This is a genomic window from Streptomyces sp. NPDC033136 (genome assembly GCF_055578235.1).
On the sequence record NZ_JBVIPD010000042.1, the window covers coordinates 1 to 26,580 of the forward strand.

15 protein-coding genes are annotated in these 26,580 nt (G+C 67.6%); 3 read left to right on the forward strand and 12 right to left on the reverse strand.

Annotated features, from left to right (window positions below; genetic code table 11):
* The 7 genes from ACZ5TL_RS38765 to ACZ5TL_RS38795 all read right to left on the reverse strand — a co-directional run.
* On the reverse strand, window positions 1–1,265 hold a 1,265-nt coding region (locus ACZ5TL_RS38765), incomplete at its 3' end, for a glycoside hydrolase family 30 protein (RefSeq protein WP_468595476.1).
* 92 nt (window positions 1,266–1,357) lie between these two features.
* Window positions 1,358–2,833 (reverse strand): glycoside hydrolase family 32 protein, encoded by a 1,476-nt coding sequence (locus ACZ5TL_RS38770; RefSeq protein WP_468595477.1) that lies wholly within the window; start codon window positions 2,831–2,833, stop codon window positions 1,358–1,360.
* A gap of 117 nt (window positions 2,834–2,950) precedes the next feature.
* The gene (locus tag ACZ5TL_RS38775) at window positions 2,951–5,248 is read right to left on the reverse strand and encodes a glycoside hydrolase family 3 N-terminal domain-containing protein (RefSeq protein WP_468595488.1); all 2,298 of its coding nucleotides are present in this window, start codon (window positions 5,246–5,248) and stop codon (window positions 2,951–2,953) included.
* 185 nt (window positions 5,249–5,433) lie between these two features.
* Window positions 5,434–6,321 (reverse strand): carbohydrate ABC transporter permease, encoded by an 888-nt coding sequence (locus tag ACZ5TL_RS38780; RefSeq protein ID WP_037667824.1) that lies wholly within the window; start codon window positions 6,319–6,321, stop codon window positions 5,434–5,436.
* 6 nt (window positions 6,322–6,327) lie between these two features.
* Window positions 6,328–7,314: a carbohydrate ABC transporter permease gene (locus tag ACZ5TL_RS38785; RefSeq protein WP_468595478.1), complete on the reverse strand. Its 987-nt coding sequence runs from the start codon at window positions 7,312–7,314 to the stop codon at window positions 6,328–6,330.
* A gap of 48 nt (window positions 7,315–7,362) precedes the next feature.
* Window positions 7,363–8,661 (reverse strand): extracellular solute-binding protein, encoded by a 1,299-nt coding sequence (locus ACZ5TL_RS38790; protein ID WP_468595479.1) that lies wholly within the window; start codon window positions 8,659–8,661, stop codon window positions 7,363–7,365.
* Between the two features lie 398 nt (window positions 8,662–9,059).
* Window positions 9,060–10,091 carry a LacI family DNA-binding transcriptional regulator gene (locus tag ACZ5TL_RS38795; RefSeq protein WP_468595489.1) on the reverse strand — a complete coding sequence of 344 codons (1,032 nt, stop codon included), beginning with the start codon at window positions 10,089–10,091 and terminating at the stop codon, window positions 9,060–9,062.
* Between the two features lie 518 nt (window positions 10,092–10,609).
* Here ACZ5TL_RS38795 and ACZ5TL_RS38800 point away from each other — a divergent pair.
* From ACZ5TL_RS38800 to ACZ5TL_RS38810, 3 genes are all read left to right on the forward strand, one after another.
* On the forward strand, window positions 10,610–13,171 hold the full coding sequence (locus ACZ5TL_RS38800) for a GH32 C-terminal domain-containing protein (protein ID WP_468595480.1): 2,562 nt from the start codon (window positions 10,610–10,612) through the stop codon (window positions 13,169–13,171).
* A gap of 308 nt (window positions 13,172–13,479) precedes the next feature.
* On the forward strand, window positions 13,480–13,971 hold the full coding sequence (locus tag ACZ5TL_RS38805) for a nucleotidyltransferase domain-containing protein (RefSeq protein ID WP_468595481.1): 492 nt from the start codon (window positions 13,480–13,482) through the stop codon (window positions 13,969–13,971).
* 285 nt (window positions 13,972–14,256) lie between these two features.
* Entirely contained in the window at window positions 14,257–14,523 is a 267-nt protein-coding gene (locus ACZ5TL_RS38810; protein WP_468595482.1) for a hypothetical protein, read from the forward strand.
* Window positions 14,524–15,048: 525 nt separating this feature from the next.
* On the opposite strand, the gene ACZ5TL_RS38815 is transcribed toward ACZ5TL_RS38810, so the two are convergent.
* The 5 genes from ACZ5TL_RS38815 to ACZ5TL_RS38835 form a co-directional block, all read right to left on the reverse strand.
* Window positions 15,049–17,700 carry an RICIN domain-containing protein gene (locus tag ACZ5TL_RS38815; protein ID WP_468595483.1) on the reverse strand — a complete coding sequence of 884 codons (2,652 nt, stop codon included), beginning with the start codon at window positions 17,698–17,700 and terminating at the stop codon, window positions 15,049–15,051.
* Between the two features lie 190 nt (window positions 17,701–17,890).
* The gene (locus ACZ5TL_RS38820) at window positions 17,891–19,321 is read right to left on the reverse strand and encodes a glycoside hydrolase family 43 protein (protein WP_468595484.1); all 1,431 of its coding nucleotides are present in this window, start codon (window positions 19,319–19,321) and stop codon (window positions 17,891–17,893) included.
* Between the two features lie 513 nt (window positions 19,322–19,834).
* Window positions 19,835–21,481: a glycoside hydrolase family 27 protein gene (locus ACZ5TL_RS38825; RefSeq protein ID WP_468595485.1), complete on the reverse strand. Its 1,647-nt coding sequence runs from the start codon at window positions 21,479–21,481 to the stop codon at window positions 19,835–19,837.
* Window positions 21,482–21,568: 87 nt separating this feature from the next.
* Window positions 21,569–22,987: a non-reducing end alpha-L-arabinofuranosidase family hydrolase gene (locus ACZ5TL_RS38830; protein WP_468595486.1), complete on the reverse strand. Its 1,419-nt coding sequence runs from the start codon at window positions 22,985–22,987 to the stop codon at window positions 21,569–21,571.
* Between the two features lie 156 nt (window positions 22,988–23,143).
* A complete protein-coding gene (locus ACZ5TL_RS38835; RefSeq protein WP_468595487.1) occupies window positions 23,144–25,450 on the reverse strand; it encodes a beta-L-arabinofuranosidase domain-containing protein in 2,307 nt (768 codons plus the stop codon).
* Window positions 25,451–26,580: the final 1,130 nt, after the last annotated feature.

Sequence of the window (26,580 nt, forward strand, 5' to 3'; positions counted from 1 at the left end):
CCGCCGCGCGAAGTCCACGCCGATTTCGAAAAATTGCGTCTTGCTGCATGATTTAGTCGGTCAAGTCCCTGTCCGAAGAACGCAAGGCCCCTCAGTATGCCGTCCGTGTCGCTGTTGAGCGGGCCCCGATCGGGGTCGAGTGCGATGTTCCACAGCATCACCCCGTTCGCCCAGTTGCGCGTTCCGTTGATGATCCACGTTCCCAGTGCTTCGCTGAACGCCGTCTGGTCGCTGTCCTGCCAAACCCCTCCGGTGGCTTCCGTGATGAAGGTTTCCTTGCTCGGGTAGTCGTTGTGGACCACCGTCTGGTAGTTCGGGTTGCCGCTGTAGATGTGCCATCCGGTTCCCGCGGTGTACTTGGAGGCTGCGGGGTCGCTGAAGATCGTCTCCGGATACGAGGGCACGTCCCAGTTGTGGTCCCAAGCCAGGATCTTCGTGGAGATTCCGTTGGCTTCGAACGCCTTGCCGATCTCCTGGATCAACTCGGCTTCCTGGTACGCGGACAGGAACATCCCGGGCCAGGTGGGAGTACCCATGGGTTCGTTCTGCGGGGAAATGTAGGAGATGGGCACGCCGGCTTCGCCATAGGCGTGGATGAACTTGACGAAGTAGTTGGCCAGCGCGGAGGTGTACTCGCTCTTGAGAGTGCCTCCGATCATGGAGTCGGAGGTCTTCATCCAGCCTGGCGGGCTCCACGGGTTGGCCATGATCTTGATGGACGGGTTGAGTGAGAGGGCCTGCCGCAAGGCCGGAATGATGTACGGCACGTCATGCTGGACGGAGAAGTTGGACAGCGTGGGGTCCGTTTGTCCCTGGGGCACGTCGTTGTAGGAGTAGTTCCCGGACGCGTTGAAATCCGTGGCGCCCATCGGGGAGCGGAGCAGGCTGAGGCCGATTCCCTTCGAGGGATCGAACAGCTTCTTCATCAGCTTGGTCCGCTCGGCAGGGGACAGCTTGTCGATGAGCCAGGCGGAGGAGTCGGTCATGGCCGCGCCGAAGCCTTGGACCTTCTGGTACTTGACGCTGTCGTCGATCTTGATCGTGAGCGGGTTGGCCGTTCTCTTCGCCTTGAACAGCACATCGTCCTGGCCGGCGACCCACTTGTCGGCCGATACGTCCGTCAGCCACACACGGACGGAATTGTCACGTGAGGCTTGCTTCAGTTGCGGGGCGGCGATGGCGTTCCCTGAAACCGAGGTCCAGGCTGCGGCGACACCAACGGCGGTGGCCAGGAACTGGCGTCGTCCGAGACCGTATGAGCTCATGGAAGATCCTCCTTCGGACCTGCTTGGTCAGTACTTGGGAGAGGGGGTGGGACACATTGCCGAGGTGGGGGATCGACCGGGTGGAGTCGGTTCTACGGCGACGTCGGCGCCGGCTCTGCGGTGCCGGTGCTCGGCTCCTTGATCACGAGCGGGTGCAGCTCCCACGCCTCGACCGCGAAGCCGAGGCGCGTACCCGGTGCGCTGCGGGCCTCAAGTCGCCACGGGCCTTGCCCTGTGGGGTAGAAGCGCAGGGTGAGGACCTGGCCGGTGGTAGTCAGGAAGATTTCGGCGATGGAGTGGTCGACGACCACGCGCAGGTCGACCGGCTGACCAGAGGGGCAGGGCATCCGGTAGGAGCCGCCGCAGGCCCGGGGGTCCAGTGAGGCGTGGTCACGGTCGACGACCAGTTCGCCCGCGTCGGCATCGAGGCGGATGTCGAGGTACTCGGAGCCGTCCGGGGTGGTGAGCAGCCGCAGACCGGCGTTTCCGGTGGTCTGCTCCAGGCGGGCCGTCAGGTCGAAGGCGCGGCCCACGCTGCCGAGGTCCACCGGCTGCGGGCCGTCGGTCACGCCCTTCGCGTGGACAGCGTGCTCGCCGCGCAAGGCGAGCAGTTCGGTGGCGGGCTGCTGGCGCAGGGTGCCGTCGTCGTGGACATGGATCTCGCGGGGCAGGGTGAGGATGCCGGCCCATCCGTCCGCGACGGCCCAGGCTTCGTCGCGGGCTTCCCACGACCAGCCCCACAGCAGCCACCGGTCGCCCGGTGCCCGCAGCAGGGCGGGCGCGTAGCAATCGGGGCCGTGGTCGGCGGGTACCGCTGGGCCGGCCTCGAAGTGGCCGTCATGCTCTTCGCCGATCAGGGCCGCGACCCTCTGCGGACCGGTGGGTTCGGTCCAGGTGCTGAAGAGGAGGGCGCCGGGTCCGTCGGCTGCCGGGAGGTATTGGGGGCATTCCCAGCCCTCGCCGGTGAACAGGTCGGTACCACCGATGGGCTCCGGACGGCGGGCCGCGAAGGGGCCCCGGTAGGTCCAGTTCTCCAGGTCGGGTGAGTCGTAGAGAAGGGCGGCGGCGCGGCCGTCCGCGAGGGCGGCGCCGACCAGCATCCGCCAGCCGTCGCCGTCCTGCCAGACGTACGGGTCGCGGTACATGGTGCAGTCCTCGGGCAGCTCGGGGATGAGCAGTTCGCCGCGCGGGCGGAAACTGTTGCCGCCGTCGTGGGAAAAGGCGCAGGTGACCGGCTGGTGCTGGAACGAGCGGTCCTCGCGGTGCGCGGAGTAGAAGGCGATCAGCCGGTCGCCGTCGGAGACGGCGTTGCCGGAGAAGCAGCCGTCGGCGTCCACGCCATCGGGGTTCGGGGACAGGGCGATCGGCAGCGGCTCCCAGGTCAGCAGGTCGGGGCTGCGGAAGTGGCCCCAGTGCATGTTCGCGTGGGTCGCTCCGGACGGGTTGTACTGGTAGTACACGTGGTAGTAGCCGTCGTGGAAGACCAGCCCGTTGGGGTCGTTGATCCAGTTGCGGGGCGGGCGCAGGTGCGCGACGGGGTGGTGCGGATCGCGGGGTGTGGTGGACACACGCGTGCCTTTCCGTATGTCAGAGCGGCCGGGTCAGATGGGTCCCGCCCCGCCGGCCCTCTGGCTGGCGGGGCGGCGGGCCGACGGGGCGGGGGTCTTCAGGCCCGGTCGAGGGCTTCAGACCCGGATGCGGAATCCCGCGCTCAGCTGGTGCTCCCGCCGTGAGCTGGGGCCGACTCGGAGCATGAACTCACCTGGTTCGACCACTCGGCGGTTGTCGGCCGTGACGAGTGAGCACTGCGCGGCAGGGACGCTGAAATGGACGTCCAGGCTTTCGCCGGGAGGGATGTCGACCTGGGTGAATCCCTTCAGCTCCTGCTCGGCCCAGGTGACGCTGGTGGTCAGGTCGCTGATGTACGCCTGGACCGTTTCCAGGGCCGGACGGCTTCCGCTGTTGGTCAGTCGTACTGTCGCGTCGACGGTGCCGTCGGCGGGGACGTCCGGGTCGTGCACGACGAGGTCGGAGTAGGTGACGGTGGTGTAGGTGAGGCCCTCGCCGAACGCGAACAAGGGGTCTTGGGTGAGGTCCGCGTAGCGCTCCCCGTGCTGGCCTCGCACCTGGTTGTAGAAGACCGGTTGCTGTCCGACATGGCGGGCGAAGGAGACCGGGAGCCGGCCGCTGGGTTCGACGAGTCCGAGGAGGAGTTCGGCGATGGCGCGGCCACCGCGCATGCCCGGGTTGAACGCCTCGATGAGTGCTGCCGCGTTCAGTGCCGACTCCGGGAGGGTGCTCGGCTTCGACTGGACCAGTACGACGATCATGGGTGTGCCGGTGGCGGCGACCGCGTCCAGCAGAGCGATCTGGCTTCCTTGAAGGTCGAGCGTGGCCGTCGAGCGCGTCTCGCCCGTGAGGGCGATGGTGTCCCCCACGACCACGACGGCGTAGTCGGCGGCCTCTGCTGCGGCGACAGCCTCCCGAAGCTGCGCCTGGTCGACCGGGGCGGGGGTGAAAACGGGCGGCAGTGGCTGGCCGTCGGGCCCGGTGGACCACTCGGGGGCATGGGCGGGGCTTGCGATGTCGGCTCCGCGGGCGTGCGTGACGGTCCAGTCGGCGGGTGCGACGGCGCGAAGGCCGTCGAGCACCGTCTCCACCGTCTCGCGGGGATGGCCTTCGGGCATCCATGGGACCTGGCCGGTGGCGCCCGCCCAGTCGCCGAGCATGGCTTCCGGGCTGTCGGCGTTGGGGCCGATGACCGCGATCGTCCGCGGGGTGCCCTGGCTTGCGGCGCGGCCGGTTCCGTCCGAGGTCAGCCTGCCTTCGAGGGGCAAGATGCCCTCGTTGCGCAGCAACACCAGGGACCGACGGGCTGTTTCGAGGTTGAGGTCGGCGTGGGTGCGGCAGCCGATCACCTGCGCCTGCCGTTCGGGGTCGGGGGTGCGGGAATCCTCGAAGAGTCCGAGCTCGAACTTCAGCCGCAGAACCCGCCGCACCGCGTCATCGATCTGTTTCTCCTCGACCAGGCCGCGGGCGACCGCCTCCTGCGCGCCCTCGAAGAACTGCGGCGTGGCCATGATGAGGTCGTTCCCGGAGTTGACGGCGACCGCCGCCGCCTCGGCGTAGTCGGCGCAGGTCCGCTGGTCGTAGACCATCCGGCCGACGTTGTCCCAGTCGGTCACCAGCGTCCCGGTGAAGCCCCACTCGCCCTTGAGTACATCGTTGATCAGCCACTGATTCGCGGTGATGGGCACGCCATCGATCGACTGGTACCCGAGCATGAAGCCGCGGCAGCCGGCCCGGGCCGCCTGCTCGAACGGGGGCAGGAACCACGAGCGCAGCTTGCGCGGGCTGAGATCGGCTTCACTCGCGTCGCGCCCGCCCAGGGTTTCGGAGTAGCCCGCGAAGTGCTTGGCGTACGCCAGCACGGCTGTCGGGTCGCTGAGGCCCTCGCCCTGGTAGCCGCGCACCATCGCCGCGCCGAGTTCGCCGATCAGGAAGGGGTCCTCGCCGAACGTCTCGTTGATCCGGCCCCAGCGCAGGTCCCGGGTGATGCACAGCACTGGGGAGAACGTCCCGTGGATTCCGGTCGCCGCGATCTCGGTCGCGGCCGCGCGTGCCACCCGGTGGAGCAAGGAGGGGTCCCAGGTGCAGGCCATGGCCAGCTGTGTCGGGAAGATGGTCGCGCCCGGCCAGAACGAGTGGCCGTGGATGCCGTCGTCGGCTGTCAGCAACGGAATGCCGAGCCGTGTCCGCCCGGCCAGTTCCATGGCCTGCGGCATCAGGTCGGGGGACACGTGCAGGACAGATCCGGCGAGTTTGGCCGACACGATGTCGGCCAGGTCCCCGTGTTGTGCGTCGAGCATCAGCAGCTGCCCGACCTTCTCCGGCAGGGTCATCCGTGACAGCAGATCCTCGATCCTCGCTTCCACGGATGATTCCGGATCCAGGTACGCCGCAGAGCGGACCGGCTGTCCCACGTTGTTCTCCAAGAGATGAGTCGTCACAGGTCAGAGAGTTGGTTGGCGACTTCGAGCGCTTTGTCGCAAGGACGCTGCCGTCTGCCGTGGTGGAGCTCGGACTGGCGCGGCGGGGCTCGCGCGCTGCCTGCCCGCTGCCCCGGGCGGAACCGGTGGCAGGGGGCGGCGCGGTGGGAGCAGAGGTGTCACTTCAGGCCGGTGGTGGCGATGCCGGCCACGAACTGGCGCTGGAAGAGCAGGAAGACGATCATCACCGGCAGTAGGACGACCATGGCGCCGGCGAGCAGGATGCCGAAGCGGGTGAAGGACTGTCCGCTGCTGGCCAGGGCGAGGCCGACGGGAAGGGTGTACTGGCTCTCGTTCTGGGCCACGACCAGGGGCCACAGGAAGTTGTTCCAGGAGCCGAGGAAGGTGATGATCCCGAGGGTGGCGAGGGCGGGCTTGGTCAGCGGCAGGATGATCTTCGCGAAGATGGCCAGTTCGCGGCAGCCGTCGACGCGGGCGGCGTCGATCAGTTCGTCGGGCAGGGTGGAGATGAACTGCCGCATGAGGAACACCCCGAAGGGCGTGGCCAGGAACGGCAGGATCAGCCCGAGCAGGGAGCCGGTCAGCTGCATGTTGGCCACCAGCACGTACAGCGGTACGAAGGTGACCAGGCCGGGGATCATGAGCGTCCCCATGACCAGCAGGAAGACGGCGCGCTGTCCGCGGAACTCCAGCTTGGCCAGGGCGTATCCGAGCATCGAGCAGAAGATCAGGTTGCCCGCGGTCACGGCGAGGGCCACGATCACGGAGTTGGCGAACATGCTCGTGAAGTCGAGCGTGCTGAACAGCTCGCCGTAGTTGGCGGTCGTGGGCGCCGTGGGTATCAGGACGGGCGGGACCCTGCGGATGTCGGCCTCGGGCTTGAACGACCCGGACAGCATCCACAGGAACGGCGCGATCATCAGCAGCAGGGCGCCGGCTAGCGGTATGTACAGCCAGGGCTGGCCCCAGTTCTGGCGGATGCGGCGGCGCCTCAGGGCGCGGTTCGTGCCCGGTTGTGGCGTTCGGAGAGTGGAGAGGGTGCTCATGAGGCATCAGTCCTTGTCTCGCAGCACGCGGAACTGCAGCACGGTCAGCGCCACGATGAGGACGAAGATGACGTAGCCGGCGGCCGACGCCATCTCGTAGTTGCCGTTGCCGAACTGTTTGTAGGCGTACAACGTCGCCGACAGGGTGGAGTCCAGCGGTCCGCCATCGGTCATCACGAACGGCTCGTCGAAGAACTGCAGATAGCCGATGCCGGTGGTCACGGCGGTCAGCAGCAGGGCCGGCCGCAGGAGCGGGAAGGTGACCCGCCAGAACCGCTGCCAGGGCCCGGCGCCGTCGAGTTCGGCCGCTTCCATCAGGGACCGGGGCACGGACTGCAGACCCGCCAGCATGATGATCATGACCGTGCCGAGGTTGCGCCATATCGCCATCACGATCATGACGGGCAGGGCGAAGCGGGTGTCCGCCAGCCAGGCCGGACCTTCGATCCCGAACCAGCCCAGGACGAGGTTCGCCAGTCCCGCGCGAGGTTCCAGGAGCGTCTTCCACACCACGGCGACGGCCACGATGCTGGTGATCACCGGCAGGTAGAAGCCGACCCGGAAGACGGCCCGGAAGCGGCGGATGCCCCGGTCGAGGGCAACCGCCGCCGCGAGCCCGGCGGCCAGGGTCAGGGGCAGGGCCACCAGGACGAACGCGCCCGTGTTGCGCAGGGCCGTGAAAAACTGCGGGTCCTCAAAGAGGCGTACGTAGTTGTCGAAGCCGACGAACGACACGCTCAGCGGTGTGCGCAGGTCCGCGCTCTTGGTGTCGGTCAGGCCCATCAGCAGCGACCACACCACCGGCAGCAGCATGAAGGCCAAGAACAGCGCGAGGAACGGGCCGGCGAGGACCCAGGCGGCCCGGGCCTGCCTGCCGCGCGCTGTGCTCCGGAGCCCGGAGTGCCGGCGATCGGCACTCCGTTCCGACCCTGCGGTGCCCTGCTCGTGGGTGCCGCCCCGCTCGGGGAGCGTTTTCGTGGACATGGATGTCATCCGTCCGTGCGAGGGTTGTCCATACGAGGCGTACTCACGCGGTGGCGCTCAGCGGCCGGTGCCGATGCTGGTGGCCTTGGACTGCAACGTCTTCTGCACCTCGGCGACGGTGGCCTTGCCGAGGGTCAGCTTCTCCAGTTCGGAGTCGATGGTGTCGGCGATCTGCTGCCAGGTCGTGATGGCGGGCGGCGCCTTGCTGACCTCGAGCTGCTCGGCGAACGCCTTCAAGTTCTCGTCCTCGGTCAGCTTTCCCTCTGTCCACGCCTGGGGCGAAGGAGGCAGGCTGCCGGTGGCCTTGGAATAGGTCGCGAGGTTGGCGGGCTCGGTCAGGAACTGGACGAACTTCCATGCCGCGTCGGGGTTCTTGGCCTCCTTGAACACCGCCAGGTCGCTGCCGCCGGCGAACCCGGCGGGCTGCTTGGTGTACGGCATCGGCATGGTCTTCCACTTGCCGTCCAGCTCCGGGGCGTCCTTGTGGAGGCTGCCACCGGCCCACGCACCCTCCTGGTAAACGGCGATCAGCCCGTCGCGGAAGCCCTGCACGTTGTCCGACCTGTCGGTCGGCGCCAGGCCCTGCTTGGGGACGCTCGCGTAGTCCTCCAGCGCCTTGGCGACCTCGGGCGAGTCGAAGGTGAACTTCCCGGTCTTGGCGTCGTAGATGTCACCGCCCTGCTGCCATACCATCGGCACCCAGAAAATCCAGGAGTTGAAGCCCATCACCAGCCCGCTGGCATGGCGCAGCTTGGGGTTCTCCTTGCCGGCGGTGGCCTGGATGGCCTTGAGGTCCTTCAGGTACCCGGCCCGGTCACTAGCCAGGGCGCCCTTGATACCGGCCTCCTTGGTGATGTCGGTCCGGTAGAAGACCGCTTGGGTGTCGGCGATGAACGGGACGCCGTAGGAGATGCCCTTGTACTTGGTGGTGTCCCACTGGCCGGGGTAGAAGTCCGAGGACTTGATCGACGTCGGGGTGGCCTGGAAGCCGTTCAAGGCGGCCATCTCGGCCATCCAGGTGCTGCCCACCATGGACATGTCCGGTGTGTTGCCGCCGGCTATCGCGGTGGTCAGCTTGTCGTGGGCGCCGTCCCACGGGACCGCGGTGATCTTGACGTCTGCGTCCGGGTTCTCCTGCTCGAACTTCTTGGCCAGTTCCTTCAGGTCTTCGTCGGGGTCGCCCATGGACCACATGACCACCGTCCCCTTGGCCTTGCCCGCGGCTATCTCGGCGGGTGCGTCCTTGCCGGGGCCGGAGTCCTCGCTCCGGCCGCAGCCGGTGGCCACGAGGGCTGCCGTGACGGTGACGCACAGGGTCTGGACAGTTCTGACAGCGTGACGGGTAGTGATACGCATGATGCGGCTCCTTGCCGTTGAGCGATACAGGCGCGGGGGGCTAAGGGTGAGAGCGGGCGGACGCCCGGATGGGCCGGCGCACGGGTGGGGACCGTCTGCGGTGACAGCGGCATCGGCGGTCAGCCGCAGGGCGCGGCTGGAGCATCCGACGCGGAGTGGGTAGGGGCCGGGCGGGGTGGGCCAGGCGTGCCGTTCGGTGTCCCGGATCGGGAACGCGCGAGCGGAAGGGTGCATGTGGGCGGTGCCGCATGAACGCGTGTGCAGCCGCCATGGTTGCAAGGAAGGCGAGGCCGAAGTGGGGTCGCCGAGGTTTCAAGGACACCGGGGGCGGTGCGTCACCGGCAACGCACCGCCCTGCTGCGAGGCGCCATCACGTACACACCGCCGATGAGCACGCGTCAGTTCGGGCTCGGCTCTAACGTCGAGCCGCGGATCACGAGGCTGGTGGGAATGATGCGCGAGGGAGCGGCCTCGGGCGATCTGCGCACGTGGTCGAGCAGCAGACGCGCCGCTGCCTCGCCCATCTCCCGCATCGGCTGGCGGACGGTGGTCAAGGCCGGATAGGTGTACGACGCCACCTCGACGTCGTCGAACCCCACCACGGCGACATCCCGCGGAATCGTGAGGCCGGCCTCGTGCAGGGCCGCGATCGCGCCGGCTGCCAAGGGGTCGTTGTGCCCGAAGACCGCGTCGAACTCCACGCCGTCCGCGAGAGCTTGCGCCACCGCGCTCCGGCCGTCGTCGAACAGGAAGTCGCCGCAGATGATTCTGCGTGGGTCCAATTCGATCCCGGCCTGCGCATACGCGTCAACGAAGCCGCCCAGCCGTTCCTGCGTGCACCCGTACTCATCTGGGCCGGTCACCACCAGAGGGCGACGGCGACCGAGGTCCAGCAGGTGGCGCGCCGCCTGCTCACCGCCCTCCCGGTTGGTGGTGGCCACATAGGGGAATCCCGGCCGCTGGAAGCGGTCGTCTATCAGCACCACCGGCAGTCCGGCCTCGTGCAGTTCCGTGATGGATCCCAGGGCCCCCTCAGGCTCTATCACCAGCAGACCGTCGAACGACTTGGCAGCGACCTGCAGGCCCAGCCTGCGCAGTGACTCCTCACCGCGGTTCCAGGTCAGCATCCGCAGCCCGAAGCCCTCGGCCTCCAGCGTCTCGACGACCGCCTGCACTATGCCGGCCCAGGCCCAGGCCAAATCAGGGACCAGCATGCCGATCATCTGTGTCGTGCCGCGTGCGAGGCCCACTGCCCCGGCGCTCGGCACATAGCCGAGCTCCGAGATCGCCTCGCGGACCTTCACGATGGTGTTCTCGTGGATCTCGCCCTTGCCGTTCAGCACCCGCGAGACCGTCGTCTTGCTGACGCCGGCCCGCGCGGCCACGTCGGCGATCGTGACTCCCATGTCACCTCCCCTCCCTTCCCGCAGAGGCGGAAGACTTCCCTCCCGCACCGAAGGGCCGATCGTACAGAGACCCGTGTAACCGGTACCGGAAGCAGTCCCGGAACCGGTTTCGGTACCGGTTCCGGAAGTGAAGCACCGAGAGGCCCCACCGGTCAACACCCCGGAAACAACTCGTTAACGCAGCCGATCTCGGTCTCGCACGATGCCGCGGAAGCCTGCCGGTTGCCACCCAAGCCACCGCTCTGACCTGCGCGGTTGCCGACTCCAACCCGCCACGGCCGAGCTCATTGGCGCGGCTGCCGACCGCCGACGATGCCCGACGGACCGCAGACCCGTCCCGGAGCAATCACGCCCGCACCGTTGACGCACTGGCCGGATTGCCCTTCATAATCGGGCACTCGCTGTCATCGATGACATACGTCGTCGCTGACACCCCAGTCGGCTGCGTGGACGTCGACGCCGCTGGGATGTCACTTTTCGGTCCGTCCGCGCCGGGGCCGCAGTCAGTGCTGCGCCGACGAGCCGCGGGACTAGGAGACACCATGAGCTCTGCACACGTATCCCGGCATGCCCGCATACGGATGATGGCGGCGGTCGCGACCGTCTGCGCCCTGTCCGCAGCCCCACTCACTCCCCAGGCCGTCGCCGCCGACACCCCGCCGTACACCGAGACCTACAGACCCCAGTTCCACTTCACTCCGCACAAGAACTGGATGAACGACCCCAACGGCCTCGTGTACTACAAGGGCGAGTACCACCTCTTCTACCAGTACAACCCGAACGGCAACTCCTGGGGCGACATGTCCTGGGGGCACGCGGTGAGCAAGGACCTGGTGCACTGGGAGGAGTTGCCGCTCGCCCTGTCGCACGACGACGAGGAGATGGTGTTCTCCGGCGGCGCGGTCGTCGACTGGAACAACACCACCGGCTTCGGGACGAAGAAGAACCCGCCCATGGTGGCGATCTACACCAGCGCCTACAAGAACGGCGGCAAGCAGGCCCAGTCGCTCGCCTACAGCACCGACCGCGGCCGGACCTGGACCAAGTACCAGGGCAATCCCGTCATCGACATCGGCTCCAACAACTTCCGCGACCCCAAGGTCCAGTGGTACGCGCCGACCAAGAGCTGGCTGATGACGGTGTCGCTGTCCACCGAGCACAAGGTGCGGTTCTACTCGTCGAAGAACCTCAAGGACTGGAAGCTGCAGAGCGAGTTCGGGCCGGCCGGTGCGACGGGCGGTGTGTGGGAGTGCCCCGACCTGTTCCCCCTCGCGGTCGACGGCGACAAGAAGAACATCAAGTGGGTGCTGGTCGTCAACATCAATCCCGGTGGTATCGCGGGCGGTTCGGGCTCGCAGTACTTCATCGGTGACTTCGATGGCAAGAAGTTCACCGCCGACGACAAGGGCACCTACACCCCGCCCACCGGCACGGTGGTGCAGGACTTCGAGGGCACCAATTTCGGTTCCTGGACGACCACCGGCACCGCGTTCGGCCAGGGGCCGGCAACCGGTGCGGTGGACTGGCAGGGGGCGGTCACCGGCTTCGACGGCAAGGGCCTCGCCAACAGCTTCCACGGCGGTGACGGCGCCACTGGCACACTCACCTCACCCGAATTCACCGTGGACAGCGCCTACCTGAACTTTAAGGTCGGTGGCGGGCGGCATCCGCGCGAGGCCGGAACCGTCATGGACGGAACTCCGCCCGAGGGCACGGTCCTCGCCGACTTCGAAGGCGGAACCTACGGCGACTGGACGAAGACTGGGGACGCCTTCGGCACCGCGCCGGCCCCCGGCACCCTCCCCGACCAGGGGCAGGTCTCCGGATTCCTGGGAGACGGGCTGGTCAACACCTTCCTGAACGGCGACTCGACCACCGGCACACTCACATCGCCCGAGTTCACCATCGACAAGAAGCACATCAACTTCCTCATCGGCGGCGGCAACCACCCGGCCGGCTCCGACCACCCGACCGCCGTCGAGCTGCTCGTGGACGGCCAGGTCGTCCGCAGCGCCACCGGAAAGGACGCCGAGGCTCTCAACTGGGCCTCCTGGGACGTCGGCGACCTCGCCGGCAAGAAGGCGCAGATCAGGATCGTCGACGACAACACCGGCGGCTGGGGCCACCTCAACGTCGACCACATCGTGCTGTCCGACGCCCAGGCCCAGCGCGTCTCCCAGGAGACGTCCGTCAACCTGATCGTCGACGGCAAGGTCGTCCGCAGCGCGACCGGCGCCGACAGCGAGACCCTGGACTGGGCGTCCTTCGACATGCGCCCGTACGTCGGCAAGAAGGCGCAGATCCAGATCCTCGACATGAACACCGCCGGCTGGGGCCACGTCATGGCCGACCAGTTCACCGCCGCTGACAAGCCCGCCAAGTCCGTCGTACGGCGCGCCGATTGGACCGACTATGGCAAGGACTACTACGCGGCGGTGTCCTGGGAGAACGCACCGGGCGGCAAGCGCTACATGATCGGCTGGATGAACAACTGGGACTACGGCCAATCCATCCCCACCTCCCCCTGGCGCAGCGCGCAGAGCATTCCCCGGGAAATGGCACTGCGCACGATCGACGGCCGGATCCGGCTGACCAGCAAGCCGGTGGGCAGCCTGGACTCCCTCCGCCACAACCGCCCGGCGGCGACCGCGTCCGACGTCACTGTCAAGAGCACCTCCAAGCCCCTGATCGGCCCCACGGCCAAGGGCAAGGCACTCGACATCGAGGCCACCTTCTCCCTCAAGGACGCCGACCGCTTCGGCCTGAAGGTCCGCACCGGAGCAGGCGGCGAGGAGACAGTCATCGGCTACGACACCACAACGCAGGAGCTGTACGTCGATCGCACCCGCTCCGGCGCCGGAGACTTCAACAGCACCTTCCCCGGCGTCCAGACCGCACCCCTGAAGCCCAAGAACGGCAAGGTCAAGCTACGCATCCTCCTCGACTGGTCGTCCGTCGAGGTCTTCGGCGGCAACGGCGAGGCAGTGATCACCGACCAGATCTTCCCCGACCCCTCCAGCACCGGCGTCGAGGTCTTCGCCGAAGGCGGCACCGCCACCCTCAACCACATGCAGGCGTGGCATCTGAAGTCCGTCTGGCGGTGACGAGCCGCGGGTCCGTGCGCCGGTGGGCCAGTAGCGGCTTCCGGCGCACGGCATTCGGCGAAGCAGGCGCCAAGAAGGCGGCGTGGAGGCATTCCCCGCGGTGCGGTGTCCCTGCTGTGACTTTGATCGTTAGTTGGCGGATTTGATTCTTGGTTGGGCCGATCGGTCTGGTGACTGTGGGTGCGGTCAACTTCGAAGATGTGTTCTTGCTGCGCACGCCGAGCTCGCCCCTGCCACCAGCAGCCAGCGGAAGGCTGACAGGAAAACGTTCGCGGCACTGGGCGGACGCTTCTAGCCTGTGTCAGGTGATGACAGCTGAAGACGTGTTGTTCGTCCTGGCCCTGTTACGACAGGCGAATGCGGACGTCTGGATCGGCGGAGGATGGGGGATCGACGCTCTGGTCGGCGAGCAGACGCGAAACCATCGGGACCTGGACTTGATGCACCGGCAGGACCAGGAAGACGTTGTGGTGGAGGCCCTCCATGAGGTCGGTTTCGTGGAGACCCTGAACTGGAGGCCCATCCGATTCGTCGTGACGGTACCGGACGGACGAGAGATTGACCTTCACCCGCTGGTCTTCGCCGACGACGGCTCAGCAGTGCAGGCGTCACCCGAACCCGAGCGTCCATTCACCTACCCGTCCTCGTGCTTCGTGACGGGCACCATCCATGGGACGTCAGTCGCGTGCTTGTCCGCCGAACAGCAGGTCTACTTCCACCAGGGCTACGAGCCCTCGGAACGCGATCGTCACGACATGGCACAACTCCGCCGCGTTTACGGCATCGCAACGCACTACTGATCTACGTCGGCGGGCGGAGACCCTCCTCACCGTCGAGTCACGGATCACGGTCTCCGAACCGCCAACTATCAATCAAGGAGCCCGCCAACCAGAGATCAAAGACGCTACGCGACCAGCCGGTCCGGCTGCGGCACCCGCCAACTACCGATCAAGGTCACCCCGTGCTCCGGCCCAGCGCCCGCCGCGTGCCCGTAGTGGAACCGCTCTCATCGCAGACTGCGCCGCTCATGAACATTTAAGTCTTGCTCAGACGCCCTTACGCACACCACACAAAAGGAGCCGCTAGTGTCCCTGCTTTTCCTCATTTTTACGGTCGCCCTTTCCTTGATAATGGTCGCCCTAGGGGGAGCTGCCATCACCACGGGACGGGTCCCGGTCCGGTCGATCCGCCGCCACGCGCACCCTCAGCTCTGGGGCGCCGGTGCGCTGATTCTGGGCATCGCTGTGGGAACCGTGAGGATTGCACCACCGAGCATCTTCATGGTGCTGTTCCTGTGCGGTCTCAGCCTGCTCGGCTTTGCCTACGGCATCAACCGGCAGAGTGAGAGGTAGCAATAGCCTGGCTGGGACCTTCCAGGGAAGTACCGCCTGCGGCACGCAGAACCAGGCCGAGGACGTCATCGCCGCCGACCTCGTTGGCAACTGGATGGACTGGCAACTCGTCGGCGAGGACTCTCTCATCGGTTCGGTCGGTCGCGTGGAAACCGACCGGAAATGAGGCTCGTGACGTTCATCAGACCTCAGAAATCGTGCACTACGACCCAGTAGTCGGATTCGTCGACCGAGGCGGCACACAGGTGGCGGCCAACCGAAGCGGCCATGAAATCGCTCTTCGGTTTGCCTGCATGGAAGTGAGGGCCTGCCGGATCGTGGGTGTGCTCGACGACGACACGGCGAGCCACTGTCTGTTTCGAATTGCCGGATATCGCCCCGACATGCCGGGGCGCACAAGTGCGGGTGTGCGGGAGGTACGGGATGGCCGTGGTGTGTGATGCCGCTGTGCCGTGTCGGGCCAGGTCCCTCAGCCATGGCGGGGCCGCCTGCTGTGGTGGCTGCGGCCCCGCTCGGGTGTGTGGGTCAGGACGGGTCGCCGTACTGGAGGCCGCGTCCGTTGGTGCCGACGTAGACGCGGCCGTAGGTGTCGGGGTCGCCGGTGATGACGCCGACGCCGCCGATGGCGCCCCACTGGTGGGCCTCGTCGTTGACGCGGAGCCAGGTGGCACCCTTGTCGGTGGAGCGGAAGACTCCGGTGACGTCCTTGACGGTGCCGATCAGGTACAGGGCCTGATAGCCGGCGCCCGGCTTGGCCTTGCCGAAGCCGACGGCGGAGGCGGACTGCACCGACCTGAGGGTGGTGAAGGTCCGGCCGCCGTCGGTGGAGTGCAGCAGCCCCTTGGTGCTGCCGGCGATCCACAGGTCTCCGGCGATGCCGGGGACGGCCTTGAGCCGGCCGTCGGGCAGGTTGCCGGCGCGGGCGGTGAAGGTCGCGCCGCCGTCGGTGCTGGCGTAGAGCGTGCCGCCCGACAGCGCGTAGAAGGTCTTGGCCGACGAGCGGTCGGCGACGACCGCCGTGTCGGCACCCAGGCCGATGGTCTTCGACCAGCTTGCCCCCTTGTCGGTCGAGCGGTACGGAACCTGACCGGCCTGGGTCCAGACGATGGTGGAGCCGTCCGCCGCGAGCGCGACGTGCCCCTCTTGGGCACCGGCCACCGGTTCTGCCTTGAAGCCGTTCCAGCTGAGACCGCCGTCGGTGGAGTACGCGCCGTCCTGCGCGCCGCCACGGCCGACGCGGACCATCGTCGAGGGCTTGGACTGGGCGAAGTCGATGTCGGTGCTGTTGGTCATCATCGGGTTCTTCAGTCGCCCGGCGGGCACCTTGGTCAGGGAGTCGTGCCGGAAGCCGCCTTGGTCGCCCATGGCGGTGATGACGGTGGCGCCACCGGGAGGGGCGATAGCGTCCAGCAGCGCGGTCTCCTCCAGCCCTCGGGCGCCCATGCTCCAGTGGCTGGTGCCGCCGCTGTCGGACGCGTTGGCGTCCTTGCTGCGCAGGATGCCGTTGCCGGTGCCGTACAGCACGTGCCCGGAGTCGAAGGGATCGATGGCCAGAGCGGTCATCCAGTGCCCGGTGTGGGTGCCGACGTAGGGAGCGGCGGCGGCGTTGCGCACGGACTTGTCAGCCAGGGCCTTCCAGGTCGTGCCGCCGTCGGTGCTGCGGTAGATCTCGTCCTCGGGCCACCAGCGGCCGAGGGTGGTGACCATCACCGTGGAGGGCTTGCGCGGGTCGACGGCCAGCCCGGAGAACCCGTAGTCGCCCTGGGACGGGGAGACGTTCTTCCACGCCCCGCGGTTCGGCGTGTACTTCCACACCGAGCCCGCCGTCACGCCGTTGGGTCCGAGGTTGTCGGTGTACGTCAGGTACAGCGAGCCGTCACCGGAGAGCACGCCGTGCTGCGGCAGCCGGCCGGTGGGCTGCCCGGCGACGGCCTGCCAGCTGCCGCCGCCGTCGGTGGAGCGGTACAGGGAGGTGGACCTGTCGGCGACGCCGACGTAGATCGTCTTGCTGCCGGCCGGGCCGTACGTCACGAAGGAGATGCCGGCGCCACTGCTCGCCCCGTCCTTGACGGGGAACGAGGAGACCTGCCGCCATGTCACGCCGTGGTCGTCACTGCGCCACAGGCCGTTCTTGCGGGTGCCGAGCAGCAGGGTGCCGTTGTCGGCGGGGTTGATCGCGAGCCGTTCGCCCGCACCGCGGCCGTCCTCGTTGGCGCCCAGCTTGAAGGGCAGATCGGTGCGCTTGAAGGTGCGGCCCCGGTCGGTTGAGCGCAGGATCGCGCCGTTGCCCGCCCACTCGTTGGTGTAGGTGCCCGCCCCGAGGTAGAGCCGCTCGGGGTCGACGGGGTCGGTGGCCACCGAGTCGATGCCCAGCAGGTTCCAGTCCTTCTCGCCGATCCAGTCGGTCAGCGGGATCCACTGCTCGGCCCCGGTGTCCCAGCGGTAGGCGCCGCCCATGTCGGTGCGCGCGTACAGCAGGCCCTTCTCCTTCTGGTTGAACACCAGCCCGGTGACGTAACCGCCGCCCACCACCTGGGCGTTCTTCCACACATACGGTCCGGCCGCGGCCGTGGTCTGCGCACTGCCGGTCCCGGACGCCTGGGTCTCGGCCACCTTCACCAGCTTCCACTGCTGGTTGGTGCTGCCCTTGCCGGGATACTGGATGACTGCCGCGTGCTGGGCCGTGGAGCCCCCAAAGACGTCCAGGACCTGGCCGCTCCTGCGGGAGGTGAAGGTGACGGCGTCGGAACCGCTCACGTTGCTGATCCGCCATTCCTGCGAGGTGGCGGAACTGTCGGTCTGCTGCTCGGCGGTAGCCCCCTGCTCGGTGGAATTGCCTGCTATGCCGAGCACTTTGCCGCTGTTGCGGTTCACCAGCTCGTAGTAGCCGTCCCCGGTGGGCTTCAGCCTCCACTGCTGGTTGGCGGTGTTCTGGTCGGTGTATTGCTGGATGCGGGTGCCGTCGGCGGTGGAGAAGCTGCTGACGTCCAGCACCTTGCCGCTGCGCACGGAAACCAGCCGGTAGTAGGCGTCGCCGTCGACCGTCGCGGCCTGCGAGTCCTCCTGCGCGTACAGGAGATACGGCACGAGAACGGCGGGCACGCCGAGCAGCAGACCGGTGGCGGTCCAGCCGCGGCGGTGACGCCCGCGGCGCCCGCCGTTCTTGGGGTTGTTCATGGGGAGGCGTTCTCCTTGCATACCTGTTCCACATGGGAAAGCAGGATCCCGGCCTCGGAACTGGCCGGATCCGCTTTCTTGTCGTCGCAGGTTCCCCACAGGTTGCCGCGAGCCTGGAACTTCTTCGGATCACCTCGTGGCGCCCAGGCGCTGATCAGCGCCTGGGCGGCGCTGTCCCTGTCGGTGCGGGTCAGTTCGTCACGCGGAAGGTGGCGTCACCGCGTCCTGTCGCGGTGGTGATCGGGTCGAGGCGGAGCTGGTAGGCGTAGTGGCGGATGTACCGGTCGGGGTGGCTGTACGACTGGAAGGACGACCAGGTCGCGTCGGCGAGCCCCGCGACCTGCCGGAAGGTGGCGTCCGCGGCGAACCGGGCGGTGCCGTCGTTTCGGACCAGCCGGAAGTCGTATCCGGAGTGCCGCAGGAAGTACCCGCGGTGGTTCACCGACTCGAAGGAGACGGTGCCGGGGCCCGCCAGTCCGGGGCGCAGCCTGAACTGGGCGTCCGGGCCGGTGATGTTCTGGTCGATGCGCACGTCGAAGTCGGCATGCCGCACGTACCGGTCCGGGAAGTTGTGCGACTGGAGCCGGTTGGCCGGGATGTCGCTCCAGCGTGCGAGCACGCGGGACTCCTCGGCGGCCGTGAGGTTCAGGATCGAGCCGTGGCGCTTCTTCGTGACGCCCATGGAGTAGGTTCCCGACGCCGGAATCCGGTAGGTGCCGGGGGCGGTGGGGTTGGTCGTCGTGACTGGCATGTACCCGCGTCCGGAGGAGTACTGGTCGAGGTAGAGCGCCCATTCGTCGCGGTCGCGGAACTTCATCCACATCGGGCCCTCGACCTGGGCACCGGTCAGGCCGATGCCGGAGAGGTTGCCGAGATCGGTCCAGGTACCGAGGATCGAGTCGCTGCCTTCGATGGTGATCTGCCCGTCGCCGGAGGCCCGCACATAGCGGTAGTCGCCGACGCCGGCCGGCATCTCGACGATCTGGGTGTCGATGATCTCCTGCATGCCGGGGCGCTCGATGTAGATCCGCGGGGTGGTGATGGAACGGAAGTCGCCGGTGTGTGCGTAGTAGATGCGGTGCTTCTTCACGCCGTCGACCGGCTTGTTGGTCGCCCAGTACAGGACGTAGTCGTCGGAGGCCGGGTCCCAGATCGCTTCCGGCGCCCAGGCGTTGCGTCCGTCGGGGATCGCGCCGGCGACGTTGAGCAGCCACGGCTCCGACCAGTTGATCAGGTCCGTCGACTCCCACACCACGAGGTTGCGGCTGCCGTTGTACACGGCGGCTTCCCAGTTCTGCCCGCAGCTGATGCACAGGTCGGTGGCGATGATCCAGTACTTGTCACCGTTCGGGGATCTCACCAGTGCGGGGTCGCGCACCCCCTTCGTGCCGACGGTGGAACGAAGGGTGGTTCCGCCGCCGTTGAGCTCAGTCCAGTTCAGGCCGTCCGTGCTGTACGAGAAGTAGATCTGCTGACCGTTCGACCCCTCCCCGATGAAGTGCGTCATCAGGTAGCCCGGGTCGGCTGCGGCCGCCCGGTCCGGTGTGATCAAGGCCTGGCCTGTGAAGAGCAGGCACGCGGCGAGCAATATCGCCGACAGCCGGGCGCGGAGCGCGGACATGTATGTCTCCTGTCGAACTACGAGGGCCACCCCCGGAGGCGCGGAAGGGGCCGGCTGATTCCGGGTGACGCATGTCCCCCGTGTGCGGTGTGCTTCGTCGTGGTGACGGCACGCTTGTCACCCGAGTGGGGCGGTCGGGGTGCGAGGGCCGACCGAGCGGTTGTCGATGCGAGCGGGGTCTCGGTCTCCGCTGCCGGGGAGGTGGAGCCTGCGTATCCGACTCCGAGTGCACCGAGGTGAGTTGCCCGGACGGTCAAGCCGGCCCTGGGCTCCACCACGCTGCCCGGCGACGGCACCGTCTACCGACCGTCACCAACACCGGCGATGGCTGCTGCAAGATCAAGGGCGTGGGCGGCGGCAAGCTGCCGGAGGTCGCGGTAGACCGTGGGGATGCCCGCTTCCTCCACTGTCTGCCGTTCACGCTCGAGGTCCGGGTCCCGGTGCGGGAGGAGCAGTCCCCGCAGCTTGGTCCGCCGTCGTGGGACTGCCCTCTTTTGGCCGGACGCCTGCCTGTTACGGGAGCGTGCTCCACTTCTGGGTCTTCTGGCCGTTGCAGGTCCACAGGATGACCGGGGTCCCGTTGCCGGTCCCGGCCCCGTTGACGTCGAGGCACAGCCCGGCGTGGACGTTGCGGATCGACCCGTCGGAACCGACGGTCCACTTCTGGTTGTTCTGGCCGTTGCAGGGCCAGATGATGACCGGCGTGCCATTGGTGGTGCCCTGGTTGGAGGCGTCCAGGCACTTGTCGCCGTAGACGCGGATCTCGCCGCCGGCCCAGGTGGTCCACAGCTGGTTGGCGGCCGTGTGGCAGTCCCAGATCAGCGTCTTGGTCCCGGCCGCCGTGGTGGCACGGTCCACGTCCAGGCAGCGGCCGGAACCGGCACCGCGCAGGCGTGCGGTGGTGGAGGCCAGGGGGCTGCCGCCGGTCACCTTGAACACGGCGACACCGTGCGCGGGGACGCTCGCCGAGATCTGCCCGGAGGTGGTCGACGTGCCGCCGGTCCACAGGTCGGTGAGAGTGAACGAACCGCCGGACAAGCCGACTTGGGCGGCCGTGGTGGTGACGGTCGCAGCGCTGCCGCCTCGGTTGAACAGGCCGACCGCGACGGAGCCGTCGGACAGGGGCTTGGCGAACACCTCGGTGTCGCCGTCGTCGCGGACTCGGCGTCCGCCCGCGCCCAGCGAGTCCTGGTTGACCGCGAGCAGGCGCGGGTTGCGCAGGATGGCGCTCACGTCGGCGGACATGGTGCGGATGTCGTTGCCGGCCATGAGCGGGGCACTCATGAGTGCCCACAGGGCGAAGTGGGAGCGGGACTCGGTCAGGGACAGGCCGGGGCGGCCGACGACCAGCATGTCGGGGTCGTTCCAGTGTCCGGGGCCCGACTGCGCCGCGAGCGGGGCGGTGACGTCGAGGACGTTGCCGACGCCCATCGGGTAGCTGTTGGTGTTGTTGTTCTGCCAGATGTCGAGCAGGTCCTCGGTCGTCCGCCACAGGTCGGCGACCTCGCCCCAGTTGTACGTGTCGCCGGTGGGGGAGTGGAAGCTGTTGGGGTTGATGCTGTAGACGATCGGGCGGCCGGTGGCGCGCAGGGCGTCTCGCATGAGGGTGAACTGTGCGATCTGCTCGCTGAGGGTGCCGCTGCCGGAGCACCAGTCGTACTTAAGGTAGTCCACGCCCCAGGAAGCGAACGTGGTGGCGTCCTGGGCCTCGTGGCCCTTGCTGCCGGTGGAGCCGGGGTAGGTGCCCACGCCCTGGGCGCACGTCTTCTCGTTGGGGGCTTGGTAGATGCCGAACTTCAGGCCCTTGCCGTGAATGTAGTCGCCGAGCGCCTTCATGCCGCTGGGGAACTTGGCGGGGTTGGCCCGCAGGTTGCCCGCCGCGTCACGCTGCGGGTCGAACCAGCAGTCGTCGACGACCACGTACCGGTATCCGGCGTCCCGCATACCCGAGGACACCATCGCGTCGGCGGCCTGACGAACCTGCGCCTCGGTGATCCCGCACCCGAAGCTGTTCCAGCTGTTCCACCCCAGCGGAGGGGTGAGCGCGGGGCTGCCCGGTGCGGCCCCGGCGGTCGTGCCGGCGGAGGCGGTGACGGTGGCGGTGAGCGTCAGTGCGGTGGCTGTGAGGAGACGCAGCAGTCGTCTGTGCACGGGAACCATGGGGGGTCCTTCCCGGGAGGCAAGGCGGAAGCCGCTCTGCCTCCCTCAAGGGGCAAGGTCACGAGCTTGTGATCACGTACGCGCAGGTCAGCGCTGCAGGGTGAGCAGGCCCGGCCGGTACGGCAGTTTCAGGTAGTCCGTGCCGTCCGAGCGGGGGTCCCTGCCCTGGTAGAGGAACTGCAGCTTGCAGGGGTCGATGGTCATGGTCTGGTCGGGGTTGGTGCGGACCAGATCGCCGTGGCTGATGTCGTTGGTCCAGGTGGCACCGCTGTTGGCCTTGCCTGCGAAGGGGCTGCTCTCGCTGCCGGCCTGGAGGGTCCACGGACCGTTCAGGCTGGAGGTGGTGAAGGAGCGGAAGTAGCGGCCTCCCGAGCCCTTCGCCTCAACGATCATGAGGTACTGGTTCTGACCCTGGACCTTGTAGACCTCCGGCGCCTCGAACAGCTTGTCCTCCGTGTCGCTCATGACCGTCGTGTACGACGAGCCGAAGCTGCTCGGGAAGTTCCCGATCGGCATGGTCGACTTGAAGATGCTGCCCTTGTCGTTGGCGAAGAACAGGTACATGTTCTGGTCGTCGGCGATCACGGTCGGGTCGATCGGGCCGCCGACGGGGACGCTGCCGGTGAACAGCTCCTGCGGCGCGGACCAGCCGTTGGGATTGGTGGGGTCGCTGGACGTGCGGTAGGTGAAGGGCCAGGCGGTGCCCCACCCATTCGAGACCAGCACCCATATCTTCTTGGGCGCGAAGTAGAAGAGTTTGGGTGCCACCGCGGACCCGCTGATCCCGCTCTGGCCGGCCGAGGCCATGTCCGACCAGTTCGTGAAGGGCCGGAACGTCATCGCGCCCCACGACGATCCGTCAGAGGTGGTCGCGTAGACCAGGTGCCGGCCGTTGTACGTCACGGTGGTGAAGTCCTTGAGCGCCACCCAGCCGTTCGACGGCTGCGCCAGCGGACCGGTCGACGTCCACCGGTACGCCGACGGAAGGGAACACGAGTTGGGCGTCCCGGACGGACCGGTCCACTTCTGGTTGCTGCCGCCGTTGCAGTTCCAGAGCTGCACCGCCGTGCCGTTGGCCGTGGCGCCTCCGCTGACGTCCAGACACAGCCCGGACTGTACGCCGACGATCGTGCCGTCGGCGTTCACCCGCCACTGCTGGTTCGCACCGCCGTTGCAGGTGTAGATCTGCACCCGGGTCCCGGCCGTGGTCGCGTGGCCCGGTACGTCCAGGCACTTGTTGCCGTACACGGTCAGCTGGTTGCTGTCCGTCAGCGTCCACCGTTGGTTGGTCCCGCCGTGGCAGTCCCAGATCTGCAGGTTCGTGCCGTCGGTCTGGGCGGCACCAGGTACATCGAGGCACCGGTCGGAACCGACACCGCGCACGGCGCCGGTGGTGGCCGCCTGAGCCGGATTGGCGACGAGCGTCGCCGCCGAAGCGACCAGGGCCGCGAGCACCACGGACAGATGTCCGCGGCTGAAACGTAGTCTGCGCAATGCGGGCCTCATTCGTTGAGTGAGCGCTTCCGGTTCGGCCCCGTCAGAGGCTGTCCGGACTGTCGATGTGCTGTGCATCGCCCCCGTTTGTTCTCGATATCGAACGAGGGTCGAAGGGTCGAGCGTGGTAGAGGCTGGAGACCGACCAGGATGTGATGCCTCGGCGCCCTAGTTCCTCACGATGCGCCACCGGTTGTCGGCAGTGCCGTCGTCCGGGTCCTGGACCGCGAACGCACCCACGGCGGTGGAGTTGTTCGCGATGGCGAGCAACTTGCCGCTGTGCTCGTTGCGGATCTTGTACGTCCCGTCTCGCTGGTCGAGCAGCGTCCATCTGTGGTCGGCGGTGCCGTTGTCCGCCCACTGCAGGACGGTCGCGCCGTCTGCCTTCGACATGTCCAGGACGCCGAGCACCTTGCCGCTGTGGGCGTTGCGGAAACGGACCGCGTTTCCGTCGGTGATCATTTCCCAGTCGTGGTCGGCGGTGCCCGAGTCGTTCCACTGCAGAGCGCGGCCGCCGTCGGCCGTGGACATGTTCTGGATGCCCAGTACGAGACCGCTGCCCACGTTGGCGAGACGGACGGTGCCGCTGGTGTTCCAGTAGACGGTGTAGTTGTGGCCGTGCGCGTCGTGGAACGGGCCCAGGCTGACGGGGGAGCCGTTGGCGGTCGCGGTGAAGGCGAGCGAACTGCTGCTGGTCCGTTTGATCGAGGACGTGTTCAGCGACGGCAGGGAGTTGAGCGCGGAGTCACCGTAGTTGCCGGACAGGACCACCGGGCCGTAGGTGATCGCCGCGACCTTCGCGTTGTCGTTGGCCGCTCGCATGACGACCCGCATGGGCAGGCGGACGGTGACCGTGTCGCCGGAGGTCCAGGAGCGGGTCAGGGTGGCGTAGCTGCCGGGCGTGGTGGCGATGTCCTGCCGCGTGCCGTTGACGCTGATCGTGGCTCCGGCGGTCCAGCCCGGGATGCGGACGCGCATCGCCCAGGTGCCGCTGACGTTGCCGGTGACCTGCAGGGTCGTGGTGTCGCTGACGGGGTACGTCGTGGTCTGGGTGACCGTGATTCCACGCTGCGACCAGTTGAGCACCGAGGGCACGAACAGGTTCACGATCAGGGTGTCGTCACGACGGAAGTAGATGGAGTCCATCAGCCTGGTGTGCATCTCCAGGCCTGTGCCCTGGCAGCACCAGAAGGTGCCGTAGTCGGTGCTCCAGGTGCCGCCGCCCCACGCCGGGCCCACACCGCGGCGGCCGCCCGGATTGAGGGGGGTGAAGTAGGTGACGTGGCCGTGGTCGTCGGCCGGGTTCTGTTGGCCGATCATCTGGTTGAGCCACGCCTGCTCGTAGTAGTCGAACAGCGCTACCCGGTCCGGGTCCAGCGCGAACAGCTCCCGGGTGAGACTGAGCATGTTGAAGGTATTGCAGCTTTCGCACGTGTCCTTGTTGAGGTAGCCGGCGATGGCGTTCGGAGCGCGGAAGTGCTCCGCCTGGCTGTTGCCGCCGATGGCGTAGGTGTGCGCGTTGACGGTGAGGTTCCAGGCGTTGGTGGCGATGTCCCGGTAGCGGGTCGTGCCGGTGGCCTTGTACTCCCGGGCGGCCCCGATCCACTTGGGTACCTGGGTGTTGGCGTGCAGTCCGTTGAGCCGGTCCTGGTTGGACGCCAGGGGGTCGAACACCGCGGCGTGGTCGAATCGCCGGGCGACGGTGAGCCACCGCGCGTCGCCTGTCTGCTGGTGGAGGTCGGTCAGCACGGCGTTCATGCCGCCGAACTCGGTTTGCAGCATGGCCTGCATCTGCTGGCCGCTCAGCCGGCCGGTGCGCCAGTCGACCCATCCCGCCAGAGCGAGCAGCACGTCCCGGGCCTGTGTGCTGCCGATGTGGCGCCACACGTCCAGCAGGCCGGCGAGGGTCTTGTGGATGGTGTAGTACGGCACATTGCCGTTGCTCAGGGTCCGCTGCTCGAGGGCGGTGAAGTCGGATTCGGGATAGCCGGAGAGGTACCCGGCGTTGAAACCGGCGGCGCTGTTGTTGGCCTGGCACTTGGCCAGCTCCGCGACCATGTGGGTTGCCTTGTCCCGGCAGGTGGTGTCCCCGGTCACGGCGTACAACTGCGCCCAGGCCGTGAGGAAGTGCCCTTGGACGTGGGTGCGGAAGGGGAACGTCGGTGCTTCCCAACCGCCGGTGGCGGCCGCCCCGTTGGTGGACAGCCGGTGGTTGGCGCGGAAGTTGTACAGCAGCCGGTCGACATCGACGAAACGCAGGTAGTTCCGCGTACGGTTCTGGTTGTCCAGCCAGCGGCTCGCGGTGAGCCGGACCTGGCCGAGTGCGAAGGGGTGCGCCAAGACCCCTATGTCGGCCATCGCGGGAGGAACGGCCGCCTGCGCGGGAGCCGCGCCCATGAAGGATCCCGTGGCAGATGCGGCGACCGTGGCCCCGGCTACTTGCAGCAGGCGCCGTCTGCTGACGAAGGAAGACATCTTGCACCTTTCGATGACGAGAGAGGAATTGCTTGGTCGTTGACACCCGGCGAGACTTCCGCCTCCACCCCTCGGGGTCCAAGCCGGTGACGGGATGGAAGGTCCATCGCTGGTTGGAACTGCCGACGTCCTGGTACTGGATCAGCGCGACACCGTCGGCCGTACTGCCTCCCTTGACGTCGAGCACCTTGCCGCTGTTGCGGTTGACCAGGACGAACTCGCCCCCGGGTCCGCGGGTGCAGCCGCCGCCGGCTGGTCCGGCCGTCGGCGGTCGGGCTGGCCGGGTTCTTCGAGTGCAGGACGGCCATGCCGGGCGAGTACTCGAACGTGCGGGTGATGCCGTAGCAGTTGGAGCGGATCCGGATGCGGTCCCAGTCGCTGAAGTCGCCCGGGAGAATGGGATCGGCGTAGGTGCCGTCGCACTGGTCGCCCCTCGTGCCGGCGGGCGGTACGGCCGCCGCCGCCCTGCTCGGGGGCGGCAGGCCCGGCAGCATGAGCGTTCCGGCGGCGAGCCGGCCGTGCTGTCGGCTGGTGATGTCCAAGAACCGTCCCTGCTCAGAAGTCATTGCGTGGACGGACGGCTTTCCACGCGAAACACCGCCTGGATCTCGAGGGGGTCGAAGCCCGGTGTCCAGGCGGTGGGGTAGGGGAAGGGCCGGCGACTGGAAAGCGCGCGGTTCGGGGCATGGGGGGTGGGTTCCTTCCGGAGGCGGGGCCGCTCTCGCACCGCGAATGACCGATATTCCGAACGTGGGTCGAATTGCCGGACGGGGTCGGCGCCGAACGTAAAGGGTTTCCCGTGCGGAAGTCAACGTGTGTGACAGAGCGGATTCTTCGGTATCCGGGCGGCGCGAAATGCACCGGACGGTACTCGTCGGAAACGTTGACGGAATCGCGGGCCAAACCTATCTTGAACTGCCGCACGCTGCTCGATATATCGAACAATCACGCCTCTTTCACGGCAATCGGCCAGCGGACTGGCCGAGCCCGGAAGGAAGAGGTGCACAGACCCCTAACAGGTCACCTCAGTTGGCCTGAGAAGCCGTATGCCTATCGATCATGAGGACGGTTCTGATCGAACGGGGTCCCTGGTCGGGTGATCTTGGCCGGGTGGGCGCATGAAGGCAGGA